Origin of the sequence: Pseudoalteromonas sp. S16_S37 (genome assembly GCF_014694405.1) — a bacterium.
In the GTDB taxonomy this organism is placed as follows: domain Bacteria; phylum Pseudomonadota; class Gammaproteobacteria; order Enterobacterales; family Alteromonadaceae; genus Pseudoalteromonas.
This window is the reverse complement of sequence record NZ_JAAUWV010000030.1, coordinates 19,527-43,754: the sequence shown is the minus strand read 5'-3', so window position 1 is coordinate 43,754 and position 24,228 is coordinate 19,527. Positions and strand designations below refer to the sequence as shown.

Below are 24,228 nucleotides of genomic sequence, written 5' to 3'. Positions count from 1 at the left end.
TATTTTATTGGCTGAATGGCTTTATTTTGTTGACTGGTAATTTGATTTTTTGATATATTTCAATTGCTTACATGTTTAGTAGGCACAATATCATTATCATTAAATAAGGTATTTAATTTATGAAGAAAATGAATGGATTATCTTCTGCAGTACTCATTGCAACAGGGATTTCTGGTGCGATCACACTCGCAGTGCAATCTAATGAAACACAAGCTGCATCTAACACAGCTATCATGAGTGAAGTGATGGATATGGAGGCGTCAATGGCTCAGAGTCGTGACTTAGGTGCATACTCTCGTCAACAGCCGGTTGATAAGGCTTATGATCAAATGATAAAAGCTGCTTGCTGTTGGTAAGTCAGTAATTTTTTAATGCTTCTCAAAATGAGAAGCATTTTTATCAGTAATAGTGTTTCTTTTTTGCTTGGTGTGTGTTCAATGAAGTTTCTTATAAGGTATAGTATTTTATTACTCTTATATATACTGCCTTTTTCTTTGTATAGTAATGAGCAGCTCTCAGCCATATGTATCAGTTGTCATAGCTCTCAACAATCTAGTTATATTCCAAACATTAATGGACAGCCAGAGCAATATCTCAAACGTGCATTGTTAAATTTTAGAGCAAATATAGTGCCCAATACGATGATGACTAGGATTGCCAATCGATTAAGTAATGAAGATATTAGTTGGCTTAGTAAATACTTCTCTAGTAAGTCAATATCTTTTTCTTTTGATAGAGAAATTAACGACCACCCTGGGTTAGATATATATAATCAAAAATGTGCGGCGTGCCACCAACTTTCATCCGCTGGTATTCCTATATTAACAGGGTTGCCAAAAGAATATCTTGGAGATGCTATTGATTTATTTAAACAAGGTCGGAGAATTATGCCGGCTTCAATGGGGTATTACATATCAAATATGTCTGAGCAAGAGACTAAACTAGTTATTGACTATCTTAGTGGTTTTAAGGTTGTGCCTAATGGCAATTAATAATAATAAAAGAACCTTTATAAAAGCATTGCTATCCATGCCATTAATTGGTGGTGGGTTATATTTTGGCCTTAAATTTTCTCGCCCAAAAATTGTTGTTGTTGGCGGTGGCTGTGCAGGGTTGGAATTTATTGAATCTATTATAGATAAAATTGATGTAGATATCACATTAATCGAGGAGAAACCAGCATACCACAGTTGTTTCATGAGTAATGCTGCGCTCGTCGAGATGAAAGAGCATCCCAAAATAAAGTTTGACTATCAAACATTTATAAAAAGAGCGGGTATACGCTTTATACAGGATAAAGCGCTAAGTATAGATTCTAATACAAAGCGTATTATCTGTGCGTCAGGTGAATATGTTGAATATGATTATTTAATCACGGCACCAGGTATTGGCTTTATATATGATAACGTTGAAGGAGTAAGTGAGAATAATACGCTCTCCTATCCCCATGGATGGAAAGGTGAGCAAAGCTTTTTAGCGCTAAAAGATAAGTTACAACAACTTCCTGATGGTCAGCCATTCATTATTATAGCACCAGACAAAATTTACAAATGCCCCCCTGGACCCTATGAGCGAGCAGGATTGGTTGCAGATTATCTTCGCCATCATAAGCCGAATAGCTACGTTCTCATTTTAGACTCAAAGTCGAGCTTTACCAAACAAGATGCATTTGTTGAAGGTTGGAAAAAGCATTATCAATTCGGTACTCAAAACAGCCTTATAAAATATCTTTCTAAGGAAGCTGGAGGTCAGGTCACACGGATCAAAGGGAACAAAGTGTTCGCAAAAGCAGGGACCTTTGAAAGTGAATGTATAAACTTCATTCCTCGTCAACGGGCGGGAGATTTTGCATTGAATAACGGGCTGACAAATGCCTCCGGTTGGTGTCCGATTAACTTTGATACAATGGCTTCAACTTTGTTGCCAAATACGTATGTTTTAGGAGACGCAGCTATAGCCGGGGATATGCCTAAGTCGGCCTTTTCAGCTGCAAACCAAGCGCGTATTTGCGCTAATGCAGTTGTTGCAGAGATCACCAAAACAACGCTCAAACCATCAGTCTATCACAATGTTTGCTACTCATTAATCGCGCCAAACTACGGTATTTCAATAAGTGCAGCATACAAACGAGATTATGATGATCCATGGATACGCTTGATACCTGAACAAACAGGGATAACACCGTTGCAAAGTGAACCTTGGATTTACCGAGCTGAATCTAGACAAGCTCTCGATACTTTTAATCGAATCATTGCCAGTAAATTCAACAAATAAATACTAATTTGGATCATGGACAAGTTACTATGTGGAAAACAGTAAATTTAGTCACAAAAGAGCAAGAGTCCCGTGCGGCAAAATATTTGGCCAGTGATAGTGATATATTGCTGATTCAGGGACCATGTCATCTATCAGGTCAACACCACATTCAAGGTTTCAAGCATTTATTTGTCACTTTGGCATCGCTTGCGTGTACAAGTAACCAGCAGTTTGACCTTCACAATTGTCCGAATATTCAAGAAACGCGATCTTTTGTAAATATTATCCAGAAATTAGGAGGTTATGCCCATTTTAGCGGTGGTAAGTTTACGATTGATGGGTCATCAATTCACAGATGTCTTGAAGCAGGTGAATTAAATGCCGAAATACATGGAGCCGTTTATTTAATTCCCGCTATGTTAAAGCGTACTCAAAGAGCGGTGATGAACCATGGTGGGGGATGTCAAATTGGTGACACCTCAAATGGAGCTCGACCTATTGAGCATTACATTGAAATCTTTGAACGCTTTGGAGCATCAACGCAAGTTATGGAAAGCGGGGAGATCCATATTCAAGCAGAGCGCTTACAGGGGTGTAAGGTTGATCTACTTGAGTACACTCACTGTCGTGAAAATCCAACTGGGCCGAAGTGGTCAGGTGCGAGTAAAATGGCATTATTGATGGCTGTTATTTCTGAAGGGGTAAGTGAAATCTACCATTTATACCCTAAACCTGACGTCATGGAAATGCTTGTTGTAATGGAAAAGATGGGTGTTAAAGTAGAATATCTAGCTCAAGATAGCGTTAGGATTACGCCAAAGCAAGATCTAAATACGAGTATAACTAGAGTCGATCACACTCTAATTCCCGATTTGATTGAAATCGTTACGTGGATATGTGCAGGCGCGCTTTATGCGTCACCATCTATCACTCTCAAAGCTAGACGCCTTTCATGTGCATTGTTAGCGCTTGAACCTGAGTTGCAATTGTTTAAACGCATAGGGGTCAGTGTGATAGTGACTTCGGGTACATTAACAGTTGAAAAAGTCAACAATTTTCAGCCATTCGACACGCATGTTTGTTCCAAAGGTATTTTTAGTGATAGTCAGCCGTTTTTTGCGCTATTGGCCACTTATGCGTCTGGCAACTCTAAGCTAGTTGAAGAAGTTTGGAAAAACCGATTTGATTATGCCAAAGGCTTAGCTTTGCTTGGGTGTGGAGTTGAAGTTTCTGACAATCAGTTGCTTATTTATGGAGAGCAGCCGCCCAAAAACACTGATTGTCTCATCTGGGGAAGTGATTTGCGAGCAGCTGCAGTGCTGTTGATTGCAGCATTGGGAGTTTCTGGTCGCACGGAGTTACGTGGAGCTCACCATCTTGAGCGAGGCTATTCGGCATTACCTAAATCGCTTAATCAATGTGGCGCACACATAACCAGTGGAGACATGGTTTGTGATGAAGTCTAATGTGCTTGAAAAACTCCAAAAGTCAAAAATGACAACTAGCCCATGGAAATATTGCTACATCCCAAATCTTATACCTGAGTATGTGGCTAATGCATTGGCTAAGGATATATCGTTAGCCAATTTGAGCTCATTTGCTAAAAGCGAGGATGATAAGTCATACCAACTGCATACCGACAACGTATTTGATTGCGCGATGTCAGATGTCAGTAAAGATTGGTGTTCATTTCTATCAAGCCATGAGTATCGAGCCGCAGTCTCTGCGCTAACAGGGGTCGATCTGCAACAAAGCTCTGTTTCATTGAATTTTTGGGAATACCATCAGGGAGACTGGTTATCAGTTCATTTAGATAAGCCGGAAAAATTGGTTAACCAAGTCATTTACTTAAATGAACAATGGTTGCAGGACTATGGTGGAGCATTTGAAGTTTATGATGAGACAGGTAAGCAGTTAGTCACCCAAATTATGCCCGAGTTTGCAGCTAGCATGTTGTTAGTCCGTTCATCGAAAAGCTGGCATGCCGTATCGGAAATAAAAAGTAGTGTTGTTCCACGAAGATCGCTATCAGTCACTTTCTGGCGCAAATAATTAAAGGTAAATAATATGAAAAATAATGATATTAATGCATTGCTTGATGCTCTTCTTAACGATCCTGACGTGCAAAAAGAATGGGAACTCAATCCTGAGTTAATTACTCAGAAATATGATTTAACAGATGAGCAACGTCGATGTTTGTTGGATGGAGACGTTGATACGCTGATTGAGCAAGGTTTAGCTCAGCGACACGTACAACAGATGCGTGTCAGTTGGTGATCCACAAATGTTATACACAACGTTGGGTAATACGGGTCTTCGGGTCTCAAAGTTAGGTCTAGGTTGTGGCAGGCTTGGTGAGCTGGATGACGTGCGTTCTAAACAGCTTGTCATTGGTGCGCTTGAGCGAGGTGTGAACTTTTTCGATACAGCAGACTGTTACCAAGCTGGTGAAAGTGAGAGAAAGCTTGGCGCAGCGCTTGCTTTTAATCGCCACCAAGCTGTAATAGCGACCAAGTTTCGTCATGTTAAAGCTTATGCCGGCGCGAGCAGACGCTCAATTCGTATTGCTGTCGAGCAAAGTCTACAGCGTCTGGGAACGGATTATATCGATTTGTATCAATTGCATAGTCCAGACCCAACGACACCATTAGAGGAAACGATCCAAACACTTCAAGAATTGGTGCGTGAAGGCAAGATACTGTATTTCGGATTGTGTAACGTCAAACCTTGGCAGCTCGTTGATGCATATCATCTAGCAAATCAGGGCCTGAGTAACTCTTTGTCTAGTGTACAGTGTCAGGCAAATGTATTTAATCCAACTGCCCTTGATGATATGTCGGATGTATTAAAGAAATTCAAAATTGGCTTTCTAGCCGCTTCAGCACTTGGTCGCGGGTTGCTTGGTGGGCGATATGATAATGCCAATCCACCAAATCAAGGGCATCCGCTATTGACTCATAAGGGGAGTTTTTATTGGCATGAAAAAGGTTGGTCTTTTTCGGAAAAGCTACGGATGATGGCTACGCTGCATAATACTTCGCCCGCAAACCTAGCAGTAGGCTTACTGCTAGCAAATACCTGCGTCAGTAGTGCTTTGGTTGGCGCAGGAGTTGTTGAACAGTTACAAGACACTATTGGTGATGGCTTTTTTAAAGTTGAGAGCGAGGTCGTAAAATGGTATCAGCCTCAAAAGGCTTTATTTTAGTTTTATCAAGGACCTTGCTCTACATAAGGAATTTATATGGCTTCTATTATTAACTATGATGCGCTCTCGCAAGCGAAAGTATCGGCCCCTGAACTGCCTTATAGCACTTATTCGGGTGTGTTTAATAGGGAGATCCCAGCATCAGCTTTTCCATCTGATCACTTTGAATTTCATTCACAAAGGAAATTGTTAGAAGCACTGGGGAAAAAAGGAACGCCAGCTTGGTATCAACATAATGTGAGAACTCGAACGCTGCTGGAGTTAGGGCAATCAGAAGTGTTTTCACCGCAAACGCTAGATTCGATTTGGCTGGACGTAGCACAAGGGCTACTGTCAAAAGAATATCGACAAAGCATAAGTGAAGCGGCACAGTTTGATGTTTCAAAGCTCGAGTTTCAGGCTCATTTTTGGGAGTTTGGACAAGGCTCATATTTTCAACCCCATGTTGATAAACCCCACAAAAAAGTTACGCATTTGATGTATCTGACCGAAAATTGGACCCCCGATGTGGGTGGAGAATTAAACATTCTTCGCTCAAAGTCCAAAGATGACGTTATTAAGCAAATCCCCCCGATTAATAATAATGCGGTGGTACTGCATAGAACAGATAATGCTTGGCACAGTGTAAACTTGATCCCGCATGAGAGTCCGGTCCCTAGGCGTTTGTTACAGGTCTGGTTTTGGAGTAAGTAGATGAAGGAAGTCGTACAGTGACCGTGCAAACGAAAATTGAATGGGTGGGCGAAGATTTTTGCTTTGTGAACAAAAAGTTCTGCTTAGAGTCACTTTTTCTGGTCTCTCCTAAACAACGTAGTACTCAAAGTCGATGGCAATCGGTTATTGAATCGCAATACGCTTTAGATATCGAACCAATCGTAAGTGATCTAGTGGTGATATGTCCTTTAGCACTTGAGCCGCTATGTCGTTATTTTTACGATAGCGCGCAGATCATTACTTATCTAGACTTTACGGATGTCCCAAAGCTCGTAGAACTCGGCGCTGATAGTTGCTTCTTAGTTGTGGGGTTTGCTAATAGCTTTAAGACTTCTGCAATTGCTAATTTAACGCAATTAGCTAGTTTAACTGCGACTGAAATTGGTTTTATATGTGGACGTGACATCGCTCATATAAGCTTTTTATTGTTGAAAAATACATTATCAATTAAAAAAACTGTAGCTGGCACTGCGAAACTCGATGCTCCATTGCATCGTTATCAGCCATCAGAGACTGATATTTTAGAAACAATGCAAAGCCTTATTACAGAGACAAAATTTAAGATTTTACGAAGTCATGGAGAAGGTAGCCATGCAAAGCTTCCAGGGGTTACTGTTTGCGGTCTGCTGGAAGATAATGAATTTGAACAGTCACCAAGAGCTGGTTGCTCTAAGCAACATCATCAATGTAAACGAGCTCAATCCGAGCATATTTCCGTTGTTTTTGCCGATGAGGTTAGGGCCCCCATTATAGTATTTTTTTGCTGCAATGGGTTTAATGTTTCATCTGAATTGTATCCTTCTCCAGTCTCAATGGCATTAGCTCTTAGCGAAGCTTGGTGTGGTGCGTTAATTACATCAGTTCGCCCTGTGGTTGTCACGGACGCTATGGTTACGTTTGTCATGGATAATCTAGACCGCGGAGCATCGCTAGGCTGGATCGTTACGGGGTTAAATAGAATAAGTGCGCAACTAAATCAGCAAAATGCGTTCGTATTAATGGGAAACCCTTCCTATTCATATACAGTAGATGGAGCTTCGCATCACACAAGAATTCGGATTGCTGACACCGGATGTGAGTTTGAGCAATCTAAGAATTGGTTATCACAAGTTGTGAAACGAAGTGAATATGCTAGAAGGCTGTTAAGAACATTTAAGCACTGGCTGGGTGAAGAGTTACCAGAATTTGCAGAGCAGCTAGATGACAAGCTTGCTCGTCTAAGCATGTTGACCAGCTATTTAATTAAACGGGCTGAATTAGGTCCATCAGGAGAAGAGCTTAAGGCTTACTATCGTTCCTTTTTTCCATTGAAATCTTTGATCCGTCAATGGGATCGGTGTTTATCCGAAAACTTATTGAAACTCAGGCAAAACCTTGACCCATATGACGCTTTTCATTATGACCAAATAGTGGAAAAAGTTGTATCAAAACAGAAATGTCCAAGATGTAATTCAACTATGGAGTCGCTCTTTTTCGGGCGCTCTGAGCCTGATGAAAACAAAAGGACAGCACAAATGTGTCTAGTGTGTGGTCCTGTTAGTGAGTATCGAACACATGGGTTGGGTATAGAAATAGTTGAGCAAACTAAGATTGCTTTTCCAGGTGACGTCTTTACTTTAACTCTTAAAATACAGCACCAGCCAAGGACCGAGCAACTAAGTGGTGCTGTGAGCATAAATTTGCGTTTTTTCGATAAAGCAATGGATTTGTGTGTGCAAGACACTGCACAACACGTCACAACAGATTGTGAATATGTCACATTCGAATTCGAACTGCCTCAAACATTGAGCTTTGATTTGCACAGTATTCGAATCTTAGCTGTATCGGGTCTTGATTATGCGTACTGTCGAGCTCGGTTGGTTTGCGTGCCTAGAGAAGTCGAAAAAGAAGTAGTTGAGGAGCAACAGTGAGCTTTTTGAACTATGAATGGTTTGGGCAAACGCCAAGCCATTTCCCATACTGTTGGCATGTCGCTGAGGAGCAAGAACTATTAGGCTTATCAGATGCAATGAACCTAGCAGAGTCATTTCCAAAAGAAGGATTTATTCGATTAGATAGAAGCACTCGTTTGCAAGGTAAATCATATCGTAACTATTCACTGCCAACAGATGAGGGGCATCAGTACCTCCCCACAATTTGGCAACAGTTTATTAATGAAATTCAAAGTGTAGTGTATAGAAGGTCCGTGGCTCAATTATTGAACCAGCCTATTGCGGAGCAATTAGAACTCCGCTTCGTCAAGCACGGACCTGGTGATTGGTTGGGGCCTCATACGGATAGTGAAGATAAACTATTTAGCCACGTTTTTTATTTCAACATAAATTGGCAAGCACACTGGGGAGGAACATTTGATGTGTTAGCTCAGAACGATGCGAGCGACATTGTACGACGTGTCATCCCTGTTTTGGGTTCGTCCGTTATTTTGGGCCGCTCTCATTGTTCTTGGCATCAAGTTGCTCCTGTTATTGAAGGTGTTGATGATGCAAGATGCTCGTTTTTAGTCCACGGACTCATCGGTGGTAGTGATGAGGCTTAGTCATTATAAAAGAATTCTTGTGCTTGGCTCTCCAGGAGCAGGTAAAAGCACTATTGCAAAAGAAATCGCAGAGCTTAGCGCATTGCCACTCATTCATTTAGATGATTTATACTGGGGCGAAAATTGGTGCAGGCCAAGCGAAAGTGTTTGGCATGAGCAGCTATCTAATTTAGTACAACAAGAGCAGTGGTTGATTGATGGTAATCATTTAACTACCTTGAATTTAAGATTGCCGCGAGCGGAGCTTGTGCTCATCGTTGACTCTACGGTGCCTCGTTCTCTTTATCGTGTTTACTTAAGGGCACTCAAGATAAAGCTCGGGTTCCATCAATATCTACCTAAGCGAATTCGTGAGCAAGCCGACAAAGGTGAGAGAACCAAGGCGACGAAAGACTTACTGGGACTGACAAAGAAAATTGTGAAATATCATTACTCTGATCACCAAGTATTGATGGCGCAATTACTTCACTATGATGTGCAGACGGTTATTGTTTCTCGTGACGTAAGTGTTCGAACATCACTATTCCTTCCTTTTCTTGAATCAAAATGCGTGAAAGTTCGAAGCTTGTCGTTACAACAGCTTAAACAGTCTTTTGATTCAGGTCAGATTTATTTCTGTTCTAAACATAAGTAGGTGTTTATGAAAATTTTAATCTGTTGGCCACCTAGTGTGCCAAGCTATTTCAATGCGGGGCACCGGTTGCCCGCTTTTTCTGTTGCGGCATTTTTACGTAAACAGAGATTTAATGTAGATGTAATCGATGCTGGAGCATTGAATTTTACTTGGAAGGAATTTGGCAGCACCTTGTTTCAAGGCAAGTATGATGTTGTGGTGATTTTCAACGACTTTGACATGATTGAAGGTGTCCGCCGAGCGGCTGATTACGCTAAGGCTATTTTACCTAAAAGTCAGACTATAACAGTTGGTCGCTTAAGTAACCAAATCCCAAAGGCATTTATAAACTATCAATTAGATGCAATAGCTAAATCGGGTGACTACGAAAGTAGTGTTTTATCTATAATTAAATGGTTTGACGCTGGCTGTACGTTGGAACAAATTCCAAATGGGCAGCTGGTCAATACTCCTCTTGGTTGGAAGTTGAGTAAAGATCCTGGTACTTATTTGGACCCTCAACTTTGGGAGTTTCCTGATGTGACAGAGATCCCCTACCTTTGTTATGAGAATTTATATAAAGACGATCAAAACAAGTTTTGCGGCATACCTGATAGACGAGAATTGGTTGTACCAGTTGCTCGAGGTTGCCCTATAGGATGTGAATACTGTGATGTACCTTGGATGCAAGGGAGCAAGGAGAGACGTGTAAGCGTAGAAAAGACCCTACAATATATTCAGCAAAGTTTCCAAGAGGAAGCATTCGAGTATGTGTCTTTTTATGCGCCAACCTTTACGCTAAATAAACATTGGGTTCGGGAGCTTTGTAAAGTGCTTATTAAAACTGGTCAGCACTATCCTTGGAAATGTGCAACGACACTTCAGTATCTTGATGAGGAGCTAATAGCGCTGATGGCGGAATCAGGATGTATTCGGATCAGTGTAGGCGTTGAAACGCTAGAACATGATGCTGCAAAATCCTTACCCAGAGCAAAGAACTCTCCTAGCGAACAATTTCAGTCAGTCGCACGATGGTGTCAACAGTATAAGGTAGAACTGAATTGTTTTGTCATTGTGGGTTTACCTGGGACCACTCTGGCAGGAACTCGACAAACAATCACAATGATCCAACAAGCAAATGCTCGAGCTCGACCGACACTTTATACGCCGTATCACCAAATGCATGAACAGATGAGCGAAAGAGAAATTAGTTTCTTTAATCGGCAAATATTTTCTGATGTTACTCACTTAGAAAATACAGATATAAGCCCTGAAGAGTATCTGGAATTTATATTTGCAAAAGATCTATACGAAACAACTGCAACACAAGCGATACCAGAACGATTGGGAAAATGAGAAAAGAGAAACTAACAATGCTGGATGAGCTTATATATCCAGAAATTATTGCTAATTTTAGGTTGGTAAAGAGCATTGATGTGCAAGGGGCGAAGTTGTTTCGTTCATCATCATTTTCATTTTGTCAACCAGCTCAAACTACACAGATCTGCCAACATCTTGGACCCTGTACTTATGTTGACTTGCGCACTCAAAAAGAACTGCAAAGAGATGGCACGCCAAGTACGATTATTAACCTTGGTTGGAAGTACATTAACTTGCCAGTTCATGATCAGGAGTCTCACGAGGAGCCTGATTTAAAGCGTTATGAAGCTGTGATGCCGCAGTATTTAAACGTTGCATCTGAAGTCATTCAACGTCTCAATAATGGTGAGTCATGTGTTATTGCTTGTTCTTTAGGTAAAGATAGAACTGGAATGGTCACGGCATTGATACAGCAATATTTTGGGGAATCAGCAAAGCGCATAAGTAAAAACTTTGAACTAAGTATGACATACCTCATCGCACAGCGGCACTTGCTGCCCTCAAGATGGCAGAGTTTAGAGGCACTAACACCTATTTCAGGTATAGATTGTTTGCAAGCAATAAGAGATATACGGCCGACTCAGTTGTGTGGGAGTGGCTTGCAGGCAAAAGGACTTACCCAGCAATGAGTATCAAGCGTAGATATAGACAAGCAGGGATTATAAATCTCAGCAGTAACGAACTACACCATTATTTACTGCCCTCACTGTTCGAAAAAGCCAAAACGGCAATCGACTTTTCGTGTTTAGGGCGTTATCCCGATTATGGTGATTACGTAAATTTGATGGCGCATAGGATGAATGTAGGCCCTGATAATTTACTTATTACGCCAGGTACTGATAGTGCGATTAGATTAATTTGTGAGACTTATAATCGTCAACAGAAAGGGAAAGGGAAGCTACTGCTTTCATTCCCAAATTACTTCGCTTGGGAACGCGCGTCGCAGTTATATCACCTAAGCTGTGAAAAAATAGAAATATCACCACTGGATAATGACTTTTGTCCACTCATAAACGCCGCAAGGTCAACAACGCAAGCTTTAATTGCTTTAACTTCACCATGCGGACCCATTGGTGGTTGGGTTTGCGATGAGCAGCTGTCAAAGTTGATTGAGGTGGCCGAATTAAATGACCACCTACTTGTGCTTGATAGCTGTTATCAAGCCTTTTTAGGTGATGTTTGGCAGCGGTTTTCATACGCTAAAGGTCGAGTTATAGTTGTGCAGTCCATGTCAAAGTCTCATGGCTTTGCCGGTGAGAGAATCGGTTTTGTTGTAGCAGAGTCACATATCATCCAATCACTATTTGAGAGTAATATTGAACATCATGTCAGTGCTTTATCTCTTGAAATCGCTTGTTATTTTCTACAAAAACAACCCATATTCGAGCAAATTTGGAGGGAGATAAAGGTGCAAAGAGAACAAGCATCGCTTGTTCTATCAAATGCGGGCTTTGATATAATCGAATCAGGAGGAAACTTCCTAACAATAGCTTTACCAAGTGAACACGAAGCAAAGAAATTATCAGAAATGTTGCTGAAAACCGGTTATCGGATAAAGCATCTGACTGATTATAAAAAATTCTCTCATATGATCCGATTTGCAATTGGTGATACCAGCTTTATGCAACCGTTTTTGTCTTGTTTACTAAGAAGCATCAAGGAATTAGAAAGCAATCATGGCAAGTAATCGTAAGACATTTTTAATATTCAACCGTAGACGCATAGTGTCAGAGCTCCCCAGTTGGCTTGACTATAAACACAACGACCTCGTTCTTGTGACAGCAAGTTCTGTTACTAATGAACATGAGCTGGAATCAGTCGCTGGCCAATTTAAGGAGGTTGTGGTCCTTGATAACTATGATTCACCATCTCATGAACAATTTTTATATTTGTTAGCGAAAAAACACCATGTCAATCGGGTACTAGTAAGCGCAGAGGTTGATGTTCTTCGTGCTGCAAAAATTCGTCAAAAACTAGGTATCTTTGGGCAAAGCCTGCAGTCAGCCATTGCTTATCGAGATAAGTGGGAAATGAAGAGCCAACTGAAGCAGGCCGGTGTGATGGTTGCGAGTATGTCCTTAGTCACTAGCAAGCATGTATTGAAGCAATTTATTTTGGAGTATGGCTTTCCCGCGGTAATCAAGCCTCGGTTCGGCGGAGGTTCTGTCGGTGTAAGCATAGTACATGAAGAGTCTGATTTAGAGTGCTTTATTGAACACAATTCGGATACATTAACTGATGGGCAATGGTTAATAGAAGCTTGGATCGAAGGCGAATTCTACACAATAGATGGATTAATGGTAGGTGGAGAAGTCAAGCATATTTGGCCATCACGAACGACGGCAAATCTCAAAGCTGTACATGGGGAATTGCTACAAAGTTGGATGATTGAGCCAACACATAAAGACTTTCAGCCAGTATGTGAGTGTGTCAAGCAAGCTATAAGTGCATTAGCTGTAACAGATACATTGTTTGCTTTCCATGCTGAAGTATTTGTTTGCCCTAATGGTGTTGTTGTCTTTAATGAAATTGCGTGTCGTCCTGGTGGGTGTGGTCATGTACCAGTTTATCAACAGGCTTTCGGTGTTAATTTGTATCAAGTGACACTTCAAGCACAAGCTGGATTGTTGCACGACATTAAAGTATGCTCACCGAGGAAAATGGCGGGCTTTATTTGGTTTCCTCCACAACAGGGCATATTGAATAGTCTCCCGACTCAGTGTGATAAAGATTGTGTTGTAGACTATCAAGCTATAGGAAGTCTAAATACATACTATCATGGCGCAAAATCAGTCTCGGATCATGTTGCCAAAGCTATTTTGCAACAGACACAAGATATTACTATTTATGATGCAGTTAATGAGGTATCAAGGTGGTGGGTGGAGCGGACTCGATGGAGTGAGCATGGCGAAGATGACACAGAATTTAGTGCAGGTGTGTTTAACGCAGATAATGTAGTCTGGTTAACCGAAGAAGCGTTCACATTACATTGGCGTTCATACATTTTTAGTGGGCGTCTTCCACTGATAAAACCAACGACACAGTCACGCTTTGAGCATTGGAAACGAGTATTGAAAAGCTATCACTATCTAGTGAAAAAGGTATGTGATGGTCAAATGCACCCTGTTGTATATATAGATACTTCACATCAAGCTATCGCACAGTATTATGCTGGTTTGGCGGGTCGAGTGGTCAAGAAGTTTGCTAGTATTGACGCGATTATAGCTGCCTCTGATGCATATAAATCAATGTTGATCATTGGCTGTAAAAATGAACTCAAGACTAAGATACTTGTCGAGTTGAGTGCTAAAATGCAATGTCGCTGGGGGGTTTTTACAGGTCATGATCGTGCCGCTATTTGTTTTTTAGCGCTAAAAAACCGCTTGCGGACAGCCTATGTCGATGGGACTGGATTAATAGATGCTATTCATCAAAAGCAAGCTGATTTCTATGAGCCTACTTCTCCAGTTTTACAAAACTATGATCCAGAAAAGTTCCTGAATGAGACTAATTACCGAAAAAGCTTAGTTGTTGTTGCACATGGAGAAGGTGCACATGTGAATTTAAATCAGGCAGTCTTATGTGGTTTGTATGAAGAGTATGAATATGACTTGTCGGAAGCTGTGCTAAATGGCTGTGTTAACAACGGTGAGCAAAAAAGATGTAAACGTGTTCATGACCCTTCAATTACGCTTTCTCACTTTAACTGTTTGAAAACTGAGTCCTTTCTTTTGCTTAGCTGCAATGGAGTCTCTGTGGCAAAGGAAATTTATCCATCTACGGTGAGTTCAGCATTGGCTTGTATCGAAGGATACCCGCGTTTGTTTGTTAGTACGATTTCGCCGATACCTGTTCCTTGGGGGCTTTCATTTGGAAGTGCAAGCCTTCTTCAAAACGGGTACCAACTTCCAGATATGATCTCTGCGCTAGATGATTTTATTGGTAGAAAAGAGTTGATTCTAATTGGCGATCCCTATGTGGACGATCGTGAGAGAACGATACAGGTAAATACTGTTGATTTGTTAAAGATAAAAAAGGATCAGATAGGAGAAGTAATCCAAGTAAATGGTGCTGATACCGTAATTCGAGGGCGTGAGCATTTATTAGTCACTCACAAACCTGATAGGCAATATGAATTTGAGGACAAGTCTGCTTTGAGTCAAGATTTGGCTGTGATTGTTTTTCAATTCCCTGAACGTCTAAGGCGTGCCATCCAGCTTGAAAATACTTTGAAACTTTCTTTCGCGAATATGGACAATCTTTGGCTATTTGGCAACTGTGAAAATATGTTTGCTCAGGCTCGTACAGCGCTAGACCACCTATCAAAAATTCGCAGTAATATTGAAGTTTACTTCCAAGCCTTGAGCCAATTGGTTGGTGAAATGCTACTTGATGGTCTGTGGAATCAAAATACACTGCAGATCTGGATCCGCATAGTACAAGATGTTAAGCAGTGGGATAAGGTGATGTGCAGCATAGTTAATAGCTTAGGCGGCCGCATACCAACTCATTTTCTTGGCGACACTGAGCGTGTTTTTGGTCGAGAGCCTTTGAAAATTATTACTTGCGAACGTTGCCAAAGCCCGGAGTCAGTTACAGAGGTGAATATTCTAGTGTCTCAAAGCGTTGCGGATATTAGGCATGATTGTCCTGTCTGCGGTTTTAAATCTTACATTCTCAATGAGCAGTGCTTAGAAAACCTTTCGGTTCCAAAAGTTGTTCGCGGTGACCAACCTGTCCCTTTAACTTTCCAAGCCCCGATGAGCAGTCTGTTTGGGAATGACAAGCAGCATGTCTTTGCGACATTCATTGATAAGGGACTTGGCAAAACAATTGGGCATCAATATTGGCAAATTGAGCCTGGAATATGTCAGTTATCGCTACCTCTGACACAAGCTATCTCACCAGACCTGCATGTACTGGATATTGTACATATTGGTGGAATGTCAATTACTAAAGTACGAAAAATGGTTGAAGGAGGAAGGGATGTCTGAAGCTTTAACACCATTTCAAGTTAGTCCTTTGGAGCAATTGTACATATCTGATGTGTCAGTTTTAGTGTGTGAAGCCATTCATAAACATGCACAAGAACTTCGAGCTAACGCCGTAAAAAGTGATCAAACGAATACTTTTGCATTTGACAGCCTCACGTTACTTCAGCGTTTGGGTGTAACGGCTGCTTGTGCGCCGAAAGAGCTAGGTGGCAGCGGTGTACATTCTTTGAGTGGTGTATGCAAAATAGTGACAGCTATAGCGCAGTATGATGCATCATTGGGTTTGTCCTTAAGCATGCACTTTGCGTTGACGGTATATTTCTCAAGAGATTATCACTCGACAGTATGTGCCATAAAAAAACAGCGTTTGAAAACATGGCTCAGTGCATTGGTAACTGACAACATGATTGTCAGCTCTGCAGTATCAGAACATGGTATCCAGCCTTGGGAAGTACGAACGCGTGCATTGGCGAATGAACATGGGTTTATCATAAAAGGGCGAAAAGACTTTGTTTCTTTGGCTCCTGTAGCTACCCACTTTTACACGCGAGTGAGAGTAGATACACGAGAAGGGGCTAGACTTGGCACTTTTATGATTCCAAAATCACAGCCTGGCCTTGAAGTGGATACCACGTGGTATGGTATGGGATTAAAGGGCTCAGGCAGTGGAAAGGTATATTTTGATCAGGTGCAGATGGATCATAAGGATTTTATAGACAGAGGTGAATGGGGGATAAAGCCGAAAGACTTCAATGGTAGATCTTTAGGGACAATTCCTATAATTGCAGCGTATCTTGGCATCGCTGAAGAGGCTTATGAGCAAATCGAACTATTTTTAAAACACAGTGACGATAGCAATCCAAGCGCGCGTTTAAAACAATTGGTTGCGGATGCGAGTATTCGACTTTTTTCTGCTCGAAGTGCTTTATCGTATGGGATAGAACAGATCGAGTTGGCTCAAAGAACGCTGGCAGTTGACACCCAGATCCAAAACTCATTTCAAGCTTGTTTACAAGTTGGACAGATAATAGAGAAAAATGCAACCGAGCTCGTTGATATTGCGATGCAGCTTTGTGGGGGAAGAAGCTATCAAGAGGGATCTGTTCTGTCTCGTTTATGTAGAGATGTTCGAGCGTCATTCTTTATGGGGGTCGCTTCCCCTGCAAATAGTTGGGTTGAGTCCTTGTATGACTCAATCATAGCCGAAATAAATTTACCCTAGATAGGGAAGATATGTGTATTCAATAATGGAGAAAATAATGTTAAAAAAAATCTTAATTGTCGTCATCCTTGTACCTATAATGACGGCAGTCATGATGCTTGGGGTGGGTTGGTGGAAAAATGACTCTACTATCGAAGTGCCTGTCGTTTCAATGATTAAGCTTTATCCAAAAAAAGGTAGTGAGCAAGAGCTCGCAGAGTATATGTTAGGATTCTCAAAGGTTAGTGATTATGTTATTTCTGGCAGTTTGTTCCATTTGATGCTTAAGCCTTCAGAGCAAGGTGGGCCTTTCATTCATTTGACAATTTGGCGTTCAAGATCCGATTACCATCAAGCGTTTAAACGTTTTGCTGAAAAGCGTGGAAATGGCGAAGATCATATTAAGAACTTTCCGCATCATGCTCTGGCCAAGCCATTTGAGTATGAGCAGTTCTCAGTTATCGGAAATGTCAAACTGTAATCAAGTCACGTTCAGTGGTCAGCTTTATTGGGCTTATCACTGAACTTCTCAACAGCGCTCCAATACACAACTATCATATGAGACGAGTGTTGTGTATTGGAGCTGTGTAAGTTGGCTCTTTTCTCAAACCAATAAGTGAATAGTAATTTGGTTGATTCATCAATGCTTACTTTTGTAGTAAACTGATACCGCTTACGGCTAAGTCATCATGTATAAGCGTATCAGGAGGGAAAACATTTAATACCCGATTTAGTACCATAAAGATAGCGTTTATTAAACTAAAGGTTTTAAAACAAATGAGTAGAACTGGTATCCAGTGGTTTCCTGGGCATATGAATAAGGCTCGTAATGAGATCAAAGAGATCATGCCGCAGATGGATGTGATCATAGAAGTGCTGGATGCACGTATCCCTTACAGTAGTGAAAATCCCATGGTGTCGGTACTTCGCGCAGATAAACCGGTCATCAAAATACTTAACAAAGCCGATTTAGCGGACCCTGAATTGACTCAGCAGTGGATGACCTACTTTGAGCAAGAAAATGGTGTTAAGGCGCTTGCGTTTGGTCATGATAAAGCGGCAGAAGTTCATAAAATTAATGAGTTATGCAAAAAGTTAGCGCCACAAAAAGTTGGAGCAGACAAACAGCTTAAAGCGATGATCATGGGGATTCCAAATGTGGGTAAATCGACCCTCATTAATATTTTAGCTGGGCGCATCGTTGCCAAGACTGGTAATGAACCCGCCGTCACTAAAGCACAACAGCGGATCAAGCTAGACGACGGCATTATGCTATACGATACACCAGGCATGTTATGGCCTAAAGTGGAAAACGAAAACTCAGGTTATAGACTCGCCGCAACGGGGGCTATTAGAGATACTGCCATTGATTATGAAGAAGTGGCAAGCTATACCGCAGAGTACCTTTTACAGGCTTATCCTCAGTTGCTGAAAGCGCGCTATAAAATTGATGAATTACCAGAACAAGATTGGGAATTTATCGAAATGGCTGGGAAAAAGCGCGGTTGTATCAGAGGCGGCAATCAAATCGATACACACAAAATGTCTGAAATTTTAATCAATGAACTGCGCGATGCTGTGATTGGCCGTATCACTATGGAAACGCCGCAGATGCGTGAAGAAGAAGAAGTGATGGTGGCGCAGTTACGTGCAGAAGCAGAAGCTAAAAAGGCCGCAAAAGAAGAAGAGAAAAAACAACGTCGGGCTCGTGCTCGTAAAAATAGACGCTAACCACACTATGTTGGCTGCATCACGCAGCCAACTCTACTCTGTTTCTGCCTAACCGTTTTGCTCGATACAAAGCGTCATCAGCACGCTTAATAAAGTCATCTTCACTTTCTTGTGGTTGATATTGCGCAACGCCAATACTGATTGTGATAGGTACAATGCAATCACACGCAGCGAGTTTCGCTCTTAAGCGTTCCCCAAATTGTGTGGCATGGTCGATGTACGCATTAGGCATCAAAATCATGAACTCTTCACCACCCCAGCGGCAGATAATATCGCTGCTATCGGCAACGGCCATACATAGCTGGGCAAAGTGTTTTAACACTTGGTCGCCAACTAAGTGGCCATGCTGGTCGTTAACTTGCTTAAAGTGGTCAATATCTAACAGTAGTAAGCTCAACGGCACTCGGCCGGGTTTAGCACGTAAAATATGGCGCTGTAGCAGGGGCTCAAAAGCTTGGCGATTTAATACATTACAGAGTTTGTCTGTTAATGCGATAGCTTCTAGCCGTCTTTGATATTGGTTAAAAGTCAGTTGTGCTATGGCCAAAATACACAAAGTGATCACCACTCCCAACAACAGATTGGCTATCAGTGCATCAGTTAATTTTGTTTCTGGTGTAAAGGTTTGCTCAACCATTAAGTGCCAGCCCAAGTCAGGAATGTAACGTGAGTTGATAAGCCTCAGTATGCCTTGTTGCTTAATCGAGAACTTATAGTTAGGTTGCTTAAGAATTGCATCAAGGTGCTCGGAAAATTCAGATGTCAGTGATTGGCTAGGCATTTTATTTTGATTATAAAAAATCAGCCGTCCTTGATGGTCTGCAAAATAGACCTTACGTTTGTACTGGTTTTGGTAGTAATTGATTAGGTGTTGTAAGTCATCGAGTTGAATACCAACGCCTGTCACGCCGAGCAGCTCATTGTTTGCAATGATTTTATGGTTTACATACACAATGGGGTTAAAGTTGTCCTGTGGAGATACGTCAACATTTAACACGTAATCCAGTTTTGTAAAGTTTAAGACTTCGTTGTACCAAGCCGCTTCTGGGGAGTTTAGGTTGAGCTGGTTGGTGCGGCCATCAAAGTGATAGTACTTTTTTGTTCTATGGTCGACTAAAAAACTGGTTTGGCTTTTAAATAGAGTTTTAGTTTTCTTTAAAAAGGCGAAAAGCTGGTCTGTATCGCTTTGGTTATTTTTGAGCCATAGATGAACAAAGTGGTTTTGTGCCATGCTTTGGGCAACATAAATAGGCCCTTGCAGCTGCTTTTGTAAATCAGTGCTAATTAAGTGGCTTGTAAGAGGAAGTGCATCATCCACAATACCTTCGCTAAGCGAATGGTGAGCCATGTGATAGCTAAACCAGCTAGTAAAAGTAAACCCAGCCAATAACAACAGAGTTAATGTGATATTACAGCGGCGTCGAGCATGGTCCATGAGTATTTTTATTATTCACGCTTGAAGTGAATAGCATCATACACGGTGTTGATTTTATAGTCGATTACAGCTAATTACAGTGTGTAATGAGCGAAGTCTGAACATAAAAAAAGCCCGCAAGGGGCTTTTTAAGTTTCATATCTACCGTCACCGATATGAGCAATGTAGCAAGTAAAATAGTGAGTGGTTACAGTGTAAATAATTACCTGAACCTGGCAGTTAACGTATGCCAAACGTAGAACAAGGTTATCAACAATTAGAGTAACAAAATTCGCGTCAGTGCATTTTGTTGAGATTGATTATCAATTAGATCTTCAAAACTGTCAACACCCAAATGATATTAATTATCATTTAATTTTTAGGGAAGAGTGAGAAAAAGTAAGGGGCATAAAAAAAGCCCACAAGGGGCTTTTTAGTGTCATATCTACCGTCACCGATATGAGCAATGTAGCAAGTAAAATAGTGAGTTGGTTGAAAGCGTTTGTATCAAGGGGCGTTGCTACAAACACGTTCAACCTGTGGCTGTTTGCGTGCGCCACACGTCTGTTTCAGGGTCGAGAAACAATATGAATTATCCAACAAAGTGAGCCGTCAATCTCTCTTTGTTGAGATTGATTATCAATTAGATCTTTTAATGTGTCAACAGTTAAATGAGATTTATTTTCATTTGCATGCATTGCAATAAAGAAATGGTGCTCATCTTATTTTTAGTGCAATTTAAAAAGAAAAAGCACTCACTTGTCATAAATTGAGCAACACACCGATGAGATCTGCTACGGTATTTGTAACTTTTTAGGAGACGGACAATGACGATAAAAATTTTATGTACTTTGATATTCTTATGCGCAATACCAACACAGGCAAAAATTGAGCAATGGCGAGGTAAACTAGAGGTATCAAAGCAGTTATCTTTGGTGGTTGGGATTAACATTGACACGAAAACAAAAAGTCTTACGCTTGATAGCCCTAATCAAAAAATGTTTGAGTATACGCCGAGTGAATTTTTGGTGTCTGATAAAGCGGTGAGTTTTTCTGATACTAAGCTTAATGCCAGCTATGAAGGACAGTTTGTTGATGGCGAGCTGGTTGGCACCTTTATACAAGGAAAGGCGAGACCGTTGACTTTCGCTTTACTTGGGACAGATGCCAAGCCGCGATTACAGCTTGAAGGGACCTATGCAGGCGCGCTGGATATTAATGGTAAAAAACTCCCCTTAGAGTTGCAGGTTGCTGTGCTCCAAGACGGGTTTCATGCAACATTAGATAGCCCAGCACAGCAAAGCTTTGCGATTCCTCTTAGTCAATTTTCGATAAATGCAAACGAGCTAAGTTTTGAGTCGAATATGATCAACGCGCTTTATCAAGGAGTGATTAAAGAAGGGGAATACAGCGGCACTTTCACTCAAGGGTTTGCAATGCCATTATCATTAAAAAAAACACTCAACTAAAGGCGTCTTTTGACGATGTGAATGATAGTGTAGAGCAATTGCTAGGAGAGCATTTTAAGGGGATTAATGCCGCTATTGCGATTATTAACAATGGTCAGTCGAGACATTACTTTTTTGGTGACAAAGTTAACGAGCATGCGCTTTTTGAGGTCGGCTCGTTAACTAAACCTATGGTTGCAAAAGTTGTCAGCGATCTGGTGCGCTCACAGCAGTGGCAATTATCTATGCCAATATCAGTGCTTGCAAAGGATAAAGCGTTTTCTCATCATCAGTACACTTTGCGGCAGTTACTCACCCACACATCTGGGTTACCACGCTTACCTAATAACTTATCGCCAATGGATATAAATAACCCTTATGCTCGATATGATACCCAGCAACTTATCTCTTCACTGAAGAAGCCCGTTAGCGAGACGCAAACGTTTGAATATTCTAACTATGGCTATGGAGTTTTGGGCTATTTATTGACTGAACAAATGGACTCATCTCTTGAGGTAATTTTAAACAAACACTTGTTTAAACCACTAAACATGCCCGATACGGTATTAGCACTTAGTACTAATAAACAGCGTAAAGAGATTAACCTTGTGGGAGCGGTGGATTACTATGGAAAAACGGTTACGCCTTGGCAGTTTGATAGTTTAGCGGGAGCCGGAGCGGTTGTTTCATCTTTACATGATATGCAGCAGTGGGTCATGAGCTATTGGCATTTTGAGCACACGAATCCTCAGCTACACAAGCAAATGATTGCGACGTTGGCTCCCTTAAATGAACAAATGAGTTATGGTTGGATGCGTCAATCTGAACATGTGTATTGGCATAATGGAAAAACAGATGGTTACTGTGCCATGGTGATATTTAGTCCTAATAAAAAACAAGCGGTCATTGTACTCGCTGGTGGCGTAGTTAATGTCACTCAAATTGGGCAGTTACTTTTTAATCAAGTGGACCTGCAATGAACGACAGGCGAAAACAGTATTTACTGTGTCAATTATCAGGATGGATTGGGGCTTATTTAATTTTTAGCTACATGATAGCGCGCAACCCGTTCGCTTCTACGCTCGAGTATGGCTACAGTGCCGTGCTGCTTGCAAGTGCAGCTTTATTAAGTCACTTGATTCGAATAGTTTTTAAAAGTTACTTTGCCTACCGACCAACTTGGCAGCAGATCTGCTATTTTGTTTGCGCAGTGCTGGTAATGACGACGCTCTCCACCGTGCTGCTGATAGTCGCTATATTCTTGTTCGCGCATTTGGGCTGGTCTTACCCTATACCTCGTTCGCAATGGGAATTTGTTATTGAGAAAGTATTTGTCAGTAATGCCTTTAACATGCTCGGGCTGAGTTTATTGTGGACGACGTGTTACCTAACACTTACCAAAGTAAGGCAGCTCCATGAGGCAAGAAGCTTATTGCAAACAAGTCAACTACAGCTATTAAACAATCAGCTTAATCCGCATTTTTTATTCAATGCGATTAATGACTTGAGAGCATTGATCCTAGAGCAGCCGCAACAGGCTAGAAAAGGGTTAGCTCAATTATCAGATATACTTCGCTACAGTTTACAACCACTAGAGGATGACAAAGTGGCACTTGCTAGTGAGCTAGAGTGCGCTCGAAATTACCTTGCGTTGTGTCAGTTCGGTTTAGAGTCCAGGCTGTCCTATAAATTCGAGGTCGATGAGCAATCGTTGGCGTGCTTGGTCCCTAAATTGATGCTACAGATGTGTTTAGAAAATGCGGTGAAACACGGTATAGCGCCGAGTGTAGAGGGGGGAGAGGTTGCTGTTGTCGTGCGCATAAATGGCGAAAATCTCGAAATACAAATTTCTAACCCCTATATAAGTCAGCGCTCTAGGCGGCCTAGTTTAGGGATTGGTACAAAAAATATTCAAAATCGACTCAGGCTGCTTTATCAAGGCAAAGCAAGTATGGTATTGACGCAACAGGGCACAAGCATGTTGGCGAATATATCTTTACCCAAGGAATATGCATGACCAAAATAATGCTCATTGACGATAGCCGTTTAGCTCGTGTTGAGCTAAAAGCGCAACTGGCTGAGCTTGGCGAACAAGACATTGTGGCTGAAGCTGCCGATGTAGCCGACGCACTAGAAAAAATAGAGCGTTTACAGCCTGAACTCATATTTTTAGATATTAACATGCCTGATGGCAGCGGCTTTGACCTACTTGCGCAATTGGATTACGTACCAAGTGTGATATTTGTTACGGCATATGATGAGTTTGCGTTGCAATCATTTGAGGTCAATGCGCTTGATTACCTGTTAAAGCCAGTGACCAACGAGCGCATAAAAGCGGCACTTGAAAAGTATCAGCAAAAAGCGGCAAAACCTCTGTCATTGTGTAGCAAGTTCTTTATTAAAGATGCCAATAAGTGCTTTTTTATTGCTTTGGATGAAGTGTTTGCTTTTGAAGCGATGGGTAATTACACACAAATACATTTATCTAGCAACAAAGTGAGTGTTTACCGAACTATGTCACATATTGAAAGCCGACTACCCAGTGATGATTTTTTTAGAGCTGGGCGAAGCTGGATCATCAATGTTAATCAAATAAAAACGGTTGAATTGGAAGTAGGTGGTTCTTTAGAAGTCACCTTAAATAATCAGATTAAAGTGCTGCTGTCACGCAAGCAAACAGCCCTGTTCAAACAAAAGTGGCGTTTATAAGTGAGATAAATCAGAGTTTTCCCTCTT

23 protein-coding genes are annotated in these 24,228 nt (G+C 41.3%); 22 read left to right on the top strand and 1 reads right to left on the bottom strand.

Annotated features, from left to right (window positions below):
• Nucleotides 1-119 precede the first annotated feature (119 nt).
• The 18 genes from HC733_RS13615 to ylqF all read left to right on the top strand — a co-directional run bounded on the left by HC733_RS13615 (nt 120) and on the right by ylqF (nt 18,630).
• Complete coding sequence (locus HC733_RS13615) at nt 120-356, top strand: hypothetical protein (RefSeq protein ID WP_190365594.1); 237 nt, start codon at nt 120-122, stop codon at nt 354-356.
• 81 nt (nt 357-437) lie between these two features.
• Entirely contained in the window at nt 438-992 is a 555-nt protein-coding gene (locus HC733_RS13610) for a c-type cytochrome (RefSeq protein WP_190365593.1), read from the top strand.
• On the top strand, nt 982-2,274 hold the full coding sequence (locus HC733_RS13605; protein WP_190365592.1) for an FCSD flavin-binding domain-containing protein: 1,293 nt from the start codon (nt 982-984) through the stop codon (nt 2,272-2,274). Before HC733_RS13610 ends, HC733_RS13605 begins: the two co-directional genes overlap by 11 nt.
• A 29-nt stretch (nt 2,275-2,303) precedes the next feature.
• Entirely contained in the window at nt 2,304-3,722 is a 1,419-nt protein-coding gene (locus HC733_RS13600; RefSeq protein WP_190365591.1) for a hypothetical protein, read from the top strand.
• A complete protein-coding gene (locus HC733_RS13595; RefSeq protein ID WP_238937549.1) occupies nt 3,712-4,308 on the top strand; it encodes a 2OG-Fe(II) oxygenase family protein in 597 nt (198 codons plus the stop codon). Before HC733_RS13600 ends, HC733_RS13595 begins: the two co-directional genes overlap by 11 nt.
• 15 nt (nt 4,309-4,323) lie before the next feature.
• Entirely contained in the window at nt 4,324-4,533 is a 210-nt protein-coding gene (locus tag HC733_RS13590) for a hypothetical protein (protein WP_190365589.1), read from the top strand.
• Nucleotides 4,534-4,540: 7 nt separating this feature from the next.
• A complete protein-coding gene (locus HC733_RS13585) occupies nt 4,541-5,461 on the top strand; it encodes an aldo/keto reductase (RefSeq protein ID WP_190365588.1) in 921 nt (306 codons plus the stop codon).
• Nucleotides 5,462-5,497: 36 nt separating this feature from the next.
• Complete coding sequence (locus HC733_RS13580; RefSeq protein WP_190365587.1) at nt 5,498-6,154, top strand: 2OG-Fe(II) oxygenase; 657 nt, start codon at nt 5,498-5,500, stop codon at nt 6,152-6,154.
• A gap of 17 nt (nt 6,155-6,171) precedes the next feature.
• Nucleotides 6,172-8,085 carry a hypothetical protein gene (locus HC733_RS13575; RefSeq protein ID WP_190365586.1) on the top strand — a complete coding sequence of 638 codons (1,914 nt, stop codon included), beginning with the start codon at nt 6,172-6,174 and terminating at the stop codon, nt 8,083-8,085.
• Nucleotides 8,082-8,711, top strand: coding sequence for a 2OG-Fe(II) oxygenase (locus HC733_RS13570; protein WP_190365585.1), 630 nt, complete (start codon nt 8,082-8,084; stop codon nt 8,709-8,711). Before HC733_RS13575 ends, HC733_RS13570 begins: the two co-directional genes overlap by 4 nt.
• A gap of 19 nt (nt 8,712-8,730) precedes the next feature.
• Nucleotides 8,731-9,345 carry a hypothetical protein gene (locus HC733_RS13565; RefSeq protein ID WP_190365584.1) on the top strand — a complete coding sequence of 205 codons (615 nt, stop codon included), beginning with the start codon at nt 8,731-8,733 and terminating at the stop codon, nt 9,343-9,345.
• Between the two features lie 6 nt (nt 9,346-9,351).
• The gene (locus tag HC733_RS13560; RefSeq protein ID WP_190365583.1) at nt 9,352-10,680 is read left to right on the top strand and encodes a B12-binding domain-containing radical SAM protein; all 1,329 of its coding nucleotides are present in this window, start codon (nt 9,352-9,354) and stop codon (nt 10,678-10,680) included.
• Nucleotides 10,677-11,333, top strand: coding sequence for a tyrosine-protein phosphatase (locus HC733_RS13555; RefSeq protein ID WP_190365582.1), 657 nt, complete (start codon nt 10,677-10,679; stop codon nt 11,331-11,333). The genes HC733_RS13560 and HC733_RS13555 overlap by 4 nt, the downstream gene beginning before the upstream one ends.
• Nucleotides 11,330-12,391, top strand: a complete 1,062-nt coding sequence (locus tag HC733_RS13550; RefSeq protein ID WP_190365581.1) for an aminotransferase class I/II-fold pyridoxal phosphate-dependent enzyme — start codon at nt 11,330-11,332, stop codon at nt 12,389-12,391. Before HC733_RS13555 ends, HC733_RS13550 begins: the two co-directional genes overlap by 4 nt.
• Entirely contained in the window at nt 12,381-15,698 is a 3,318-nt protein-coding gene (locus tag HC733_RS13545) for an ATP-grasp domain-containing protein (protein ID WP_190365580.1), read from the top strand. The genes HC733_RS13550 and HC733_RS13545 overlap by 11 nt, the downstream gene beginning before the upstream one ends.
• Nucleotides 15,691-16,920, top strand: coding sequence for an acyl-CoA dehydrogenase family protein (locus HC733_RS13540; RefSeq protein ID WP_190365579.1), 1,230 nt, complete (start codon nt 15,691-15,693; stop codon nt 16,918-16,920). Before HC733_RS13545 ends, HC733_RS13540 begins: the two co-directional genes overlap by 8 nt.
• Before the next feature lie 37 nt (nt 16,921-16,957).
• The gene (locus tag HC733_RS13535) at nt 16,958-17,380 is read left to right on the top strand and encodes a hypothetical protein (RefSeq protein ID WP_190365578.1); all 423 of its coding nucleotides are present in this window, start codon (nt 16,958-16,960) and stop codon (nt 17,378-17,380) included.
• Between the two features lie 296 nt (nt 17,381-17,676).
• Nucleotides 17,677-18,630, top strand: coding sequence for a ribosome biogenesis GTPase YlqF (gene ylqF / locus HC733_RS13530; RefSeq protein ID WP_190365577.1), 954 nt, complete (start codon nt 17,677-17,679; stop codon nt 18,628-18,630).
• 19 nt (nt 18,631-18,649) lie between these two features.
• Here ylqF and HC733_RS13525 read toward each other — a convergent pair whose 3' ends face one another.
• Nucleotides 18,650-20,065, bottom strand: a complete 1,416-nt coding sequence (locus HC733_RS13525; protein ID WP_190365576.1) for a sensor domain-containing diguanylate cyclase — start codon at nt 20,063-20,065, stop codon at nt 18,650-18,652.
• 806 nt (nt 20,066-20,871) lie between these two features.
• Between HC733_RS13525 and HC733_RS13520 the strand changes: the two genes are divergently transcribed.
• The 4 genes from HC733_RS13520 to HC733_RS13505 are packed head-to-tail and all read left to right on the top strand — an operon-like array spanning nt 20,872 to nt 24,201.
• On the top strand, nt 20,872-21,513 hold the full coding sequence (locus HC733_RS13520) for a hypothetical protein (protein WP_190365575.1): 642 nt from the start codon (nt 20,872-20,874) through the stop codon (nt 21,511-21,513).
• Nucleotides 21,514-21,530: 17 nt separating this feature from the next.
• Nucleotides 21,531-22,472: a serine hydrolase gene (locus HC733_RS13515; RefSeq protein WP_190365574.1), complete on the top strand. Its 942-nt coding sequence runs from the start codon at nt 21,531-21,533 to the stop codon at nt 22,470-22,472.
• Nucleotides 22,469-23,509 (top strand): sensor histidine kinase, encoded by a 1,041-nt coding sequence (locus HC733_RS13510; RefSeq protein ID WP_190365573.1) that lies wholly within the window; start codon nt 22,469-22,471, stop codon nt 23,507-23,509. The genes HC733_RS13515 and HC733_RS13510 overlap by 4 nt, the downstream gene beginning before the upstream one ends.
• Complete coding sequence (locus HC733_RS13505) at nt 23,506-24,201, top strand: LytR/AlgR family response regulator transcription factor (protein WP_190365572.1); 696 nt, start codon at nt 23,506-23,508, stop codon at nt 24,199-24,201. The genes HC733_RS13510 and HC733_RS13505 overlap by 4 nt, the downstream gene beginning before the upstream one ends.
• Nucleotides 24,202-24,228: the final 27 nt, after the last annotated feature.